Source organism: Hymenobacter sp. HD11105, assembly GCF_054051685.1.
Window position 1 is genome coordinate 80,854 of sequence record NZ_JBSWBR010000005.1, and the last position, 12,265, is coordinate 93,118.

The 12,265-nt window shown below is 56.2% G+C and carries 10 protein-coding genes; 3 read left to right on the forward strand and 7 right to left on the reverse strand.

What is annotated here, in order from left to right; all coding sequences use genetic code 11:
* Positions 1 to 49: 49 nt before the first annotated feature.
* The 6 genes from ACW9KT_RS16035 to ACW9KT_RS16060 form a co-directional block, all read right to left on the reverse strand.
* On the reverse strand, positions 50 to 2,419 hold the full coding sequence (locus ACW9KT_RS16035) for a TonB-dependent receptor (protein WP_457082178.1): 2,370 nt from the start codon (positions 2,417 to 2,419) through the stop codon (positions 50 to 52).
* A gap of 474 nt (positions 2,420 to 2,893) precedes the next feature.
* A complete protein-coding gene (locus ACW9KT_RS16040) occupies positions 2,894 to 4,624 on the reverse strand; it encodes a secretin and TonB N-terminal domain-containing protein (protein WP_457082179.1) in 1,731 nt (576 codons plus the stop codon).
* A gap of 41 nt (positions 4,625 to 4,665) precedes the next feature.
* Positions 4,666 to 5,736 (reverse strand): FecR family protein, encoded by a 1,071-nt coding sequence (locus tag ACW9KT_RS16045; RefSeq protein WP_457082181.1) that lies wholly within the window; start codon positions 5,734 to 5,736, stop codon positions 4,666 to 4,668.
* A gap of 103 nt (positions 5,737 to 5,839) precedes the next feature.
* Positions 5,840 to 6,571, reverse strand: coding sequence for a head GIN domain-containing protein (locus tag ACW9KT_RS16050; RefSeq protein WP_457082183.1), 732 nt, complete (start codon positions 6,569 to 6,571; stop codon positions 5,840 to 5,842).
* Positions 6,572 to 6,680: 109 nt separating this feature from the next.
* Positions 6,681 to 7,250, reverse strand: a complete 570-nt coding sequence (locus ACW9KT_RS16055) for an RNA polymerase sigma-70 factor (protein WP_457082185.1) — start codon at positions 7,248 to 7,250, stop codon at positions 6,681 to 6,683.
* 311 nt (positions 7,251 to 7,561) lie between these two features.
* A complete protein-coding gene (locus tag ACW9KT_RS16060) occupies positions 7,562 to 8,854 on the reverse strand; it encodes an MFS transporter (protein ID WP_457082187.1) in 1,293 nt (430 codons plus the stop codon).
* 534 nt (positions 8,855 to 9,388) lie between these two features.
* On the opposite strand from ACW9KT_RS16060, the gene ACW9KT_RS16065 reads away from it, so the two are divergent.
* The 3 genes from ACW9KT_RS16065 (at position 9,389) to nth (ending at position 10,950) form a co-directional block, all read left to right on the forward strand.
* Positions 9,389 to 10,024 carry an RNA polymerase sigma factor gene (locus ACW9KT_RS16065; protein WP_457082189.1) on the forward strand — a complete coding sequence of 212 codons (636 nt, stop codon included), beginning with the start codon at positions 9,389 to 9,391 and terminating at the stop codon, positions 10,022 to 10,024.
* Positions 9,963 to 10,193, forward strand: coding sequence for a hypothetical protein (locus tag ACW9KT_RS16070; RefSeq protein WP_457082191.1), 231 nt, complete (start codon positions 9,963 to 9,965; stop codon positions 10,191 to 10,193). The genes ACW9KT_RS16065 and ACW9KT_RS16070 overlap by 62 nt, the downstream gene beginning before the upstream one ends.
* Positions 10,194 to 10,263: 70 nt before the next feature.
* On the forward strand, positions 10,264 to 10,950 hold the full coding sequence (gene nth / locus ACW9KT_RS16075) for an endonuclease III (protein WP_457082193.1): 687 nt from the start codon (positions 10,264 to 10,266) through the stop codon (positions 10,948 to 10,950).
* Positions 10,951 to 11,007: 57 nt separating this feature from the next.
* Here the strand turns inward: nth and ACW9KT_RS16080 are convergent, their stop codons facing one another.
* Positions 11,008 to 12,210 carry a glycosyltransferase family 4 protein gene (locus ACW9KT_RS16080; protein WP_457082195.1) on the reverse strand — a complete coding sequence of 401 codons (1,203 nt, stop codon included), beginning with the start codon at positions 12,208 to 12,210 and terminating at the stop codon, positions 11,008 to 11,010.
* Positions 12,211 to 12,265: the final 55 nt, after the last annotated feature.

The window sequence follows — 12,265 nt, forward strand, 5'->3', positions numbered from 1 at the left end:
CTGGCGCATCAACGGCCCTAGCAAAGAGGGGAGCGAGTGGCGTTTTAGGCTAAAACTCTACTCGGTAGTTGAGAAACGGCACCAAGGAGGTTTGGAAGGCAGTTTCTATCTGCTGAGACGACCGGTCGTAGAAGCGGCCGAAGATATTCTGGTTGTTGCTGGCGTTTTGAATGTCGAGGGAGATAATGTGGGAGGCGTGGGGGGCATTTTTGCGGTAGCTGGCCCGCAGATCCAGGCGGAAGTACGCCGGCCCTTGCTCGGCCCAGGCCCGGTCTTCGATAACTACGCCGTAGCCGGCTTCGCGCGAGGCTTCCAGATCGACGGGCGTGTATCGGTTGCCGCCGGCCCAGAGCAGGCGCAGATTCAAGCCAATGAGGTTGTTTTTGTCGCGGCCTACTTTGAATTCGCGCCCACCTAAGGCATTTGCTACGAAGTTGCCGTTGTAGCGGGTATCGCGCCATTTGCCGTCGGCGGCCTGGTAGCGGGAATCGTAGAGCGAGCCGGTTAGCTGGAAGTAGTATTGGCTGGTAAAGAACTTCTCCAGCGTGACATCCACGCCGTAGTTTTGGCCGCGGCCGCGGGCTACCAGAGCCTCGGTAGGCGTGCCGCCGCTGTAGTTCAGCGCCGCGAAAGTATTATCACGGTCGGGGCTGATGGCCATGTTATAGAGGTGCTGGTAGTAAGGCTCCACACGCAGGCGCAGGTCTTCGCGCAGCAGATTGTCGTAGCTGAGCACGTAGTGCACGGCACGAGCCAGGCCCAGGTTGCGGTTGGGCTCAGCGTAGCTGCCATCGGCCTGCGGAATGCGGGTGTAATACACGAAAGGCGCCTCCAGACGGCTATGCAGTCCCACCCCCGCCGACACCGACTGCTTGGGCGAAAATGCCCAACGGGCCCCCATGCGTGGCTCCAGAGCTGTGTTGCCGTTCAGGCCAAAGCGCAGAAAGTGTACGCCGCTGGTAAAGGTGAGCTGCTCGGCGGCGCGATACTTCCACTGCCCGTAAGCTTGGGTGGTGGTAGTGGAGCCGGTGCGCTGCAAGAACTGAATAAATTGCCCCCCATACTCATCGTCGCGGAAGCCACTGCTGGCATCGAAGCCTAACCGGCTTACGATGGCGCCAGTACGCACGGTATGGCGGGCGTTGATCTTGTAGTTATAAAGCACCGAGGCCCGCACGGCGGTATTTACAAACTCCTCGTCATTGTTAAGCTCGCGGTTGTAACCCTCGCCAATTACATAAGCCTTATAGCCATGGCGGTCGCCGGAGGCGGTAAGGGCGGTTTCGAGATAGGCGCGGTCGTTGAGGACGTGGGTGTAGGTGAGGCCGCCAGTGGCCACATCTGAGGAGCCTACGTCGTCGAAGCGCTCGTAGTAGCGCTCCCATTTGGTGGAGTCGCGGGTGGCGCGGGAGCTGTTGCTGCTCAGACCACCGATGCCCCAGAGCACGAGGTTGTGCCGGCCTACGGGGACGTTGAGTTTGAAGGACAAATCCTGGTACTTGGGCACGCCGCCGTTGCCGGTCACGTCCAGGCCCACGTTATTCAGCAAAGCCAAAGACGAGTAGCGGTAATTAACCAGATACGAAGCTTTGGAGCGGGCACTAAACGGGCCTTCCACCGCAAACTCGACGCCCAGAACGCCTGCTTGAAAAGCATACTCGCGCTTTTCGTTGTTGCCGGCCCGCAGCCTTACATCAAACACGCCCGATAAGGCGTTGCCGTACTCGGCGGGGAAGGCGGCGGTGAAAAAGTCGGAGTTGGCCAGCACGTTGGTACTGAGTACACTCACGGCTCCACCGCTGGCCCCGGCGTCGGAGAAGTGGTTAGGATTGGGAGCTTCTACGCCCTCGATGCGCCAGAGCAGCCCCCTTGGCGAGTTACCTCGCACCACTATTTCGTTGCTCAAATCGCCCCCCGAGGTGCCTGAAACGCCAGCCAGGGTTTGAGCTGTGCGGGCCGGGTCGGAGAGGCTGGCGGCGTAGCGCTTGCTTTCCTCTACCGAGATGGAGCGGGCCGAAACCGTGGCCATTTCGTTGCGGGCGGTGCCCTTTTCCCGCTCTCCGGTCACGGTTACTTCATTGAGGTTAGTGAAGGACTCGCCCAGGCCGATGTTGAGCACCAACTCTTTACCAGAGCCCAGCAACAGTTCCGGAATAACCTGCTCTTCGTAGCCAATGAAGCTGATTTTGAGCGTGTGGCGCCCCACGGGCACCTGCTCAATCTTAAAGCTACCATTGGCATCGGCGGTGGCAGCCAGAACGGGCGTGGTACTGAGCACCACCACGGTAGCCCCAATCAGCGGCTGTTGCGATTCGCGGTCCAAGATACGGCCGCGGATGGTTTGGCTGAAACCTTGGGAGTGAGCATTGGGGCTTAATCCCAGAGCTAGCAATATGATAATGAGTGAGATGTAGCGCATGGTCGTCGGTTTTTGTAGGCATAGCACAGCCTGGGCAGCTGAAAGCAGCTGTCGGTGAAAAGCAGAAAAGACAGGAGTGGCCGCGAAGCCTAGGTGGGAGAAAGCGGTGCCGCGAGGCGGCTCAGAGGAACGTTCCGCTTATAAGAGACATAGACCGGGCTTAGCCCCTACGCCTTGCCCAAAAATATTTTTTGAGTTGAATAATCAATGGGGACTTTGCCCCCCAGCACGATGTAGAGGCACATACTTGTGTCTCGTCGTTAGCTCCGCCGACCTGAGAGTGCTGAGGGTGTTTACCATTTTATCCTGTCATCCTGACGCGGGAAGGACCTTCTGCCAATTGCATAGCTTGTTCTCACCTAATAAGGTCCTTCCTTCGTCAGGATGACAAGAGGTCAAACACAGACGATTGTCGTTCAATGACTAGACACAAGTATGTGCCTCTACTGTGTTCCATGATTAATTGAAGCGGCCCTACAAACGTATCCCGACGCTGTAGCCAAACCAGCCCAGCACGCGGGTATTCGTGTTGCCTTCGTCGAGCCAGAGGCTGCGGTTTTGCAGGAGGCTGGAGTATACTTGCGCTCTATCGGCCTCGTAGCGCTGGGTAACGAGCACACTTACCGTAGGCCCGGCCACGAAGCGGAAGTGGCCGCCGGCCTTCATCGGCGCGAAACCTACCAGGAAGCGTAGCTGGTTGTGCAGATTGAGCTCATCGGTCCAGCCGCGGCTTTCCTCGTTTACGTGCATGGTTACCGCGTCGAGGCTTAGGCTGATGCGACGACGGGCCAGCAATTCGGTGCCGGCACCGTAGCCCAGGGCCCAGCGACGGTCGCGGCTGCCGAAGCCGTCGTAAGCGCCGGTGAAAAAGGTGTAGAAACTAGCGGAGCCGCCTAGCTTCAGGCTGGCACTCACGGGCCAGGATTCAGTATTTATTACTTCAAAGCGATGGTAGCCGCGGCGCACAAAATTGAGCGGCGCAATGCTGACGCCAGCCACTGTGTCAGCGATATTGAGCAAGCCTGCAAGCTGCACCCCGCGCACAGTTCCTGCCGCATTGAATAAGCCAGCCGCTTGCACGCCCCGCACTTCGCTCAGGGCTACGTTGAATAAGCCCGCTGCCTGCACATTAGCCCGGCTGGGGGGCATTTTTGCGTCGGCTTCTGCTGGATCAGCTGCCTGGGGGGCATTTTTATTCGGACCAGCGTAGTTGAATAAGCCGGCGGTCTGCACCCCGCTTACGGGGCGCGTGGCTACGTTGAGCAAGCCCGCGGCTTGCCAACCCTTGCCCGTACCACCCAGCACATTCAGCAGGCCCGCGCCTTGAAAGCCGTCGAGGTGGCGGCCTACCACATTGGCCAGACCAGCTACCTGCACGCCCCGCACCGAGTCGCGGTCCACGTTAAACAGGCCCGCGGCTTCAAACCCATCGACTCCCGCCGCGTATCCACCCAGCACGTTCAACGACACTTTATTAACTGTTTGCCCGCTGCGCATTCCATTGAAGCCTAACGGACCGAGGAATGACACTTGGGCGGTTTTAGTGCGGGTAGCCCGCGCTGGCTCTTCAAGCTCTGGCTCAGCAGCGGCCGGCTGGGCTACTGAATCGGCGGCCGTTAAAGCTGGCACAACGGCGGTATTGCTAGCAGTTGTCGGCGCTTCAGTCACCACTGATTGAGCACCCGATTTAGAATTGGTTGTTGAACTGTCATCTTTGACGGAGGAAGTCGGCTGTTTGCTTTGTGCAGGCTTAGTAGCTGGCGATTTAACTGATGCCGTTGCTTTGCTTAGTGCTGCCGGAGAAGCAGGTTTAGTGGCCGAGCTTTTACCTCCGGCGTTGGCCGATGAATCACTAGATGGAGTAGGCTTGACTGGCTTCACGGAGTGCAGCACAATTTGGTCGCCTACTAACTCGTAGCCAATGTTCTTGTCGGAGAGCACCGTATTCAGCACTGCGCGCAGGGGTTGGTTTTGCACGCTCAGCGTTACGGGCTGGCTTAGGTTTAGCGCCGTATTGCTATAGGAGATGCGTACCCCGTACTCGCGCCGCAAGGTCCGGAGCACCGATTCGAGCGGGGCTTGGCTAAAGGTGACCGTCACGCGGCGGTCCAGCACGGAGCTCGGACGCGTTTGGGACTGAGCAGGTAGCGGCGAGCCGGCCAGTGCACAACACAAGGCAAGGGCCAGGCATATGCGGTTTCGCATAGCTAATAGGGAAATAGAAGGCGAGAGAAAAAGCCGGGACGCTAGCGGCAGCCCGGTCCGTCAAGTGTATAGCCAGTAGCCGATTGGGTTACCGTGAGGTTGGCCGATAAGCTCACCACACGCAGCACCTGAGGCAGGCTGGCGCGGGCAAAAGTGCCGGTGAAACGACAGCTGCCGAGGGCCGGATTAGCGAGCGTCACGGGCGTATCGTAGTAGCGGGTCAGCGTTTGGGTTAGTTGGTCCAGCGATTGGTTGTCGAATACCAGTTCCTGCTGCTGCCAGGCGCGGAAGTTGGGATCTACAATAGCTTTTTGCACGGCTGCCGAGGGCGTAACCCGATGAATTACGCCCCGCTGGCCCGGCGTGAGCAGCACGGAGTCGGAGCCCGTTTCGAGGCGGCGTACGGGGCTGAAAGCTACGCGCCCCGTCACTACAGCCACTTCCACCGAGTCTTCGGCCCCGTAAGCGCGCACGTTGAATGACGTGCCTAGTACTTGCGTTCGGGTTTCGTTGGCTAACACAGTGAAGGTTCGGCCCTGGTCTTTCTTTACTTCAAAAAAAGCTTCGCCTTGCAGTTGCACTACCCGCGCCGTTTTGTTGAAGTCGGCGGCGTAGCTTAGGGTTGAGTGGCGGTTTACCCACACCTGGCTACCGTCGGGTAAGGTAGCTTTCTGACGTTGGACGCCAGCCGCCACGGTTATCATTTCCTGCTGACTGGGGGGCAAAAAAACTCGCAACAAACTCCATACGCCCACTAGCAGCAATACAGCCGCCGCCACACGTAGCCAAGGTTGCGCGGCCGGCCAAAGTGGTACCACCTTACCTTCCAGCTTATCCGGCGCTGGCACGGCGACTGGAGTTGGAGCCGGAGCTAACTCGGCGGCTACGCGAAACCGTTGCCAGGCCACTTCTACATCTGCTTCCGAAAATTCCTCCGCGCCGGAGCCGCCCCGCTCCCAGGCTCGGGTAGCATCGGTGAGCAGGGGCAAGCGGTCGGGAGTGGCCGTAACCCAGGCGTGCAGTTCCTGCTGTTCCGACGCAGAGGCTTCACCGGCCAAATGTTTGGCCAGGAGGTCCCATGGGGCTTCCGCGTCGGAATACAGGTCGGGCATGAATTAGAGCATTAAGTGAGCTTGCTAAAGTCGGTATTTTCTGGAAATCGGGCGGAGACTTGGAAAGATGTTTAACAATTAATTCGAAGCAAAACAGGTTGCTTTAATTATCAGCCAACACCTTGCCCGAGCCCGAAATTCGGCTGCTTACGGTAGGGTTGCCGCGGTAATACACGGAGCCACTGCCCGCAATATCAGCATTAAGAGTACGTGCGGCTCGCACATAGCTTCTGCCCGAGCCACTGATGGCTACATAGCTGTCCTGGGTTGCCAAATCGTAAGCGTTTACCCGCCCCGATCCGCTGATATTCACGTTGTGGCTCGGAGCAGCGCCGCTCAACTTCACCTCACCCGACCCCGACACGTTGGAACGCAGGGCCTCCACTTGAGCAAAAGTCAGATTGGCCTCACCCGACCCCGATACGCCGACCCGGAAGCTGGACGCCGTCCAGGGCGACGTGCTACTTACTTTGCCCGAGCCCGACACCTCTACTTCCGTCAGGTTAGGCACCGTAACGTAGATGCGAATGGGGTCGTGGCCGCGCACCCGATAGCGCCCGTACTCTATCTCGAGCTTGTCGCCGGACATTTCGGTCTCGAGGATGTCCAGGATATTACGCTGGGCTTCCAGGCGCACTTGCTGAGGGCTACCTTGGGTTATAATGACGTCGGCGTCAATTTTGAGTTCCAGACGGCTGAAGTTGTTGAGGGTACGGGTTTCCGTTTGGGTAGGACCAGTGCCGCGCACGCTGGGTCCAGTAATGTCGCCTTCGTGGTTGCAGGCAGTGGTGAGTAGGGTGGCGGGTAGAGCCAGTAGGAGCAGTAGCTTTTTCATAGCGTACAAGAGAGTGGAATTGAGAATGCTTTCAATACTAAGAGTCACATCTCCCGCTTTACCCCTACGCGGCTCCAAAATATTTTTTTACACCCCATCCTTCCTTCTACTATAAGAGAAAGCTGTGCAAAAGCCCCTTTAAGCCCTGGCGGAGCAGGCGCAAGGCTTTGCCCATCTGGTTTTCCACCGTCTTGGGGGCCACTTCCAGGGCCTCAGCAATCTGCTGGTAGCTCAGTCCGTCTTGGCGGCTGAGTAGAAATACGGCCCGGCACTGGGGCGGCAGCGCGGCCAGGGCCACCGCCACGGCTGCTTCCGCCTCCTGCCCGTGCACATGCTCGTCGGTGGTGTTGCGGCCGGATTCGGGCAGGCTCGCCTCATCCCAGGCCACTTGGCGCTTCTGGCGCGTTGTGTGGCGCAGAGCCGCGTTCATCACTGCCCGCGTAAGGTAGGTCTGGTAGGTAGAGGTAATGGCCAGCGTGTCGCGGTTCTTCCACACATTAAGCAACACTTCCTGCACCAAGTCTTCGGCTACGGCCTTATCCTGCACCACTCGATATGCGGCCGTAGCTAAGGACCGATAGTAGGCTCGATACAGCGCCTCCATAAACGCTTCCCCATCCGTGTGCTGCAGCCCCGCTAAGCGCTGGTCCAAGGCAGTGGTTTCGGTGGCGGTGGTCATAACAGCGGTGGAAGAATGAACTACTGTTTATACACTCAGTAGCCAGCGCGATTCCGTGATACAAATAGAGTGGGAAACTGCGCGCTTTGCTATCATCTATCCTTCTTATGCAGGAAGTAGCGTTTTGATCACTTAAAATCAGTTGTAATCGTAACTGGTAATAGCGCTAAATACGTTGCTGGCTAATTAGGTGCAAAAATACAGCTTTACAACCTGATGCATCGCAATACATTTCTATATTTTATTTGATAAATTCTGTACTCAGCAGATCTACCCAATAAAGAGACACGCCAAGGACTAAGAAAACCAGCCTAGGTTGCTGCCACCGGTTGGGGCTCAGGTGTCAAATCTAGGCGACGCAGCTTGTCGGCTTTAAAAGCTGTAATACCCACAACTAGCAAGGTCATTGCCCCGCCAAATATGACCGATGGCACTACACCCATAAGCCGCGCCGCCGCCCCCGATTCGAAGGAGCCGATTTCGTTAGAGGAGCCAATAAAAATATTATTCACGGCCGATACGCGCCCCTTCATGTGCTCCGGCGTGAACGTGTGCAGCAAAGTAGAGCGCACGATAACCGACACAGAATCGAAGGCGCCGGTTAGAAACAGCAGCACCAACGACAACCAGAAATTCCGCGACAGTGCAAAGCAGATCGTAGCCACACCAAAGCCCGCTACCGCCCACAGCAGCTTACTGCCCGCCCGCCGCCGAAGCGGATAATAGGTCATCAGTACCGCCATGAGCACCGAGCCCACGGCCGGTGCCGCTCGCAAATAGCCCAGTCCTTCCGGACCCGTGCGCAAAATGGTATCGGCGAAAATAGGAAGCAAGGCCACCGCCCCGCCAAAAAGCACGGCAAACAAATCAAGCGACAGAGCCGCTAGTACAAGCTGGTTGCTGAAAATAAACTGAACGCCCGACAGCACGCTTTCTCGCAAGTTCAGCCGTTCCCCTATAATCTCGGGCAAAGCACGATTGGCAATGCTGCTATACAGCAATAAAGCCACCGCCATGAGTGCCGCATCGACGCCGTAGGCGGTATTGATACCGGCTTTCGCGAATAAAAGCCCCCCAATAGCCGGCCCCATTACCGCAGCCGCCTGATAGGTGGTGCTATTCCAAGTAATAGCGTTGGCCAGCCGCTCGCGGTCAGGCATGAGTTGGGGCATAAAGGAGAATAGCGCCGGCCCCAAGAAACCACGCGCAATGCCACTCACAAAAATGACCGCATAAAGCGGAAGCGTATAAAATTGATCTTTCGCCAGCAGCCAAGACCCAACAGGCCGAGTGAGCAGAAATAGCGTGACCGAGCAAAGCAGCAACACCGTAACGGCTGCCACAATAATATTCTTACGCCGCACCGAGTCGGCCACGTGCCCAGCGTAGAGCGACACGACGATACTTGGAATAGCTTCGGCTAATCCAATCAGGCCCAGAGCCAGCGGGTCATTAGTCAGCCGAAACATCTGCCAGCTTACTACCACGCCCTGAATCTGGGTGGCTACGGTCATGCACACGCGGGCCGATAATAAGCGACGAAACTCAGGCAGCCGCAGGGCCGCGTAGGGATCGTGGGAGCCAGCAGAAAAAATAGCGGACATAAGAGGACACAAGTCAAAAACGGGGACAAAGGTAGCGCAACCCGTTTGAACCCAGCATGCTGGAGCGCTCTGACTTACTTCACGCCAATGGCGCTTACCGTATGGTCTTGGGGGCCTCTTTAGAGCAATGTGCTGCTGGTCTTGCTAAATCCGGATGACATGACGCTCTCGTATTGTAGAAGTGTAGCATTCAAGAGGTTCCGGAAAATTGAATCGACTCGCTAAGTGCCCACTGAGTTTTGCGCTTCACTGCGGTGTTATTTTTGCTGTATCTATAATTATTCACTATTTTTCTAATGCACAGTTAAAAAGTTTGGTGCATGTGAAATAGCAAATAATTGATTTATAATATTTAATAAATTGTTTTAGCTCAACAGAAAAAAAAGTTTCGCTTGACCTCTGTTGACGTTGTGAATGCCCTCGTAGTTTTCTACATTTGACTTTCCCAGTTATCTTTTTACAAGAATTATCTCTTTCACCGGTAAACTGCACTATTTGACCTGAAGCTCTACGTTCTCTTAACCCGTAGCCTTTATGGAAACTATGCAGCCGAGCGATTCCGCGTTGATTTCGCTCTACATTGCCGGCAAAGAAGATGCCTTCGCGCTTTTGCTGGAGCGGCACAAAGCCCGCGTTTTTACCACCATTATGCTCATCGTGCGCGATGAAGCGGTGGCCGAAGACCTATTGCAAGACACCTTTATCAAAGCCATCCACACCATGAAGGGTGGACGCTATAATGAGGAAGGCAAATTTTCTTCCTGGATCTGCCGCATTGCCCATAATTTGGCTATTGACTGCTTCCGCCGCGAAAAACGCAAACCTTTATTGAGTCTTGATACAACAAGCCACGCCTTTAATTCGTTGGCTTTAGCGGAGGAGGGCGCGGAAGCGGCCATCACCCGCGAAGAGACCCATGCCCGGTTGCGCGAATTAATTCAGGACCTGCCCGCGGCGCAGAAGGAAGTGCTCATTATGCGTCATTATGGCGATATGAGCTTTCAGGAAATCGCCGATGCGACAGGGGTCAGCATTAATACCGCTCTGGGAAGGATGCGCTACGCGCTCATCAACCTGCGGAAAAAAATGGCCGCGCAACCTGTTTTCTATGATCAAAACATTTACCCACGAGAAGCTGATCCGGTACGTGTACAACGAGTTGCCGGATGAGGAACACCAGGAAGTAGAGCAAGCCTTGGTACATGATGCGGAATTGGCTGCCCGCTGTGCCGACTTGCTACTAGCCCAACGCTGCCTCAACGGGTTGCAGCGTGGCCCCCGCCCAGCGACGACGCAGGCTATCCTGCAGTACTCGCGCACCTTCCTAACTCCATCGTAGCAAAAAAGCAGAGGGAAGGAGTAACGATAGTAGCGTATTTTGCTGCTTTGTTACTCCTTCTCTCTTTTTTATGCGCAAGGCTGAGCGGTTTCGTCGCTTTTTAGACTACTTCACCACGCACTTTCCGGAGCCCCAAACGGAGCTGCACTACGCCAATCCTTACGAGCTTATCGTGGCCGTGGTGCTTAGCGCCCAGTGCACCGACAAGCGCGTAAACATGGTGATGCCCGAGCTGCTGCGCCAGTTCCCGACGCCGGCCCACCTGGGTGCTGCCACGGCTGAGGAGGTATACCCATTTATCCGCAGCGTTTCTTACCCGAATAATAAGGCAAAGCACTTAGCGGGCTTGGGCCGCATGCTGACGGAAGAGTTCGGCGGCGAAGTGCCCAGCACTATTGAGGAGCTACAGCGCCTGCCTGGCGTCGGGCGCAAAACGGCTAACGTTGTTGTCTCGGTTATCTATAACCAGCCAGCCATGGCCGTGGATACGCACGTGTTTCGGGTGTCGCATCGGCTTGGCCTGGTCAATCGCTCTTCTACCACGCCGCTGGCGGTAGAAAAGGACTTGGTGCGCTATATTCCGGAAAGCTTGGTTCCGAAGGCGCACCACTGGCTGATTCTGCATGGACGCTACATCTGCGTAGCTCGTCAGCCCAAGTGTGCTATTTGCCCCTTGACCGATTTCTGCAAGTATTACGCTCAGCATTTTGGCGCTCCAACTACAGAAATAAATGAAGAATTGCCCCCCACGACCTAGAAAAGCGGGCAGTCAGTACAACTTAGTACAAATGTAGTCTTAGATAGTATGAGAGTATTACTGTTTCGCAGCTGACTCTAAAATTGCCTGCATAGTAGCTGCTAACTCTTGTCGGTCGAAGTGCGCGTGAGCAGTTGATTGTCCATTGAGGCCAGCTTGCTTAAGTTTAGCAGGGTTGGCTAGCAGGGCGCTAACACAGGAAGCTAAGGCATCAGCATTGCCGGCGGGTGAGTACCAACCACAGCTGTGCTTTTCCACCCATTGGCGAGTCCAACCATTATTAGTTACTACCACCGGTGTGCCCACGGCGAGGCTGTCATAAAATTTAGCCGGCGAGTTAGCGTCCAGTACTGGCAAATCCAAGAAAGAAACTATCGAAATTTCGGCCAACCGAAACCAAGTAAAGACCACGTGGCGTGGCTGGGGGGCAATTAATCGAATACTGGTGCAACGCGCCGCCGCTGCTTGTATCAGGGGCTCATTAAAGCCGTGTCCCATGAATACCCACAGTACATCTGGGAGTGTGGGGGCCATTTTCTCAGCCGCTTCAACTAATGTCGGAATGTCATTGGCCCGGCCGAAAGTACCCGCGTAGAGAATGATACGGCGGTTAGTAAAGACCTGTTCCTGCCGCAGAGTAGCTACAGCCTCATCGGTAGCAGTGGCGGCTAAGTGAAAGTCGGTGCCGTTAAGGACAGTCGTTATTTTGCTAGTACTCACGCCCAACTGCTCCATGTAAGCTGCCATATCAGGTGAGAGGGGCACGATATGAGCGGCACTTTTGTACAGGCGCTTTTCCAGCGCAAACAGCTGCTTTTGCGCCAATTTGCTAGGCACAGCGCCCATGGCTATGGGAAAGGCAGGCCACAGGTCCTGTACCTCGAATACCCAGGGCACCCGCCGTAAGCGCGCCACCTGGGCGGCGGCCCAGGCAGCCGTAAGCGGCGTCGAAATTCCCCAGATTACGTCGGGCTTGTCGAGGCGCAAACCTTCGCGCACCGCGTAGGCCGCGTATTGCCCAAAAGCCAGTGCCCGCCGGCCCGCTCCCATCTTATTGTTATACGGCACGGCAGCGGCCCGCATTTCCACGCCTTCGGGCAGCCACGGGAATTGCTTGGTAAGCGCCTGCGCCTCCCAGGTGCGCGTGGTAATGAGCGTTACGCGGTGCGTGCGGGCCAGGTGAGCGAGCAGCGTGTAGTGCCGACTAGTAGCCGGACAATCGGGGTTGGTATGGTACTGACTAAAAACCGCGATGTGCACCTGGCAGTTGAAAAGTAAACACTAGCGGGGCCTTCTTACCCCTGCAAAATCACTG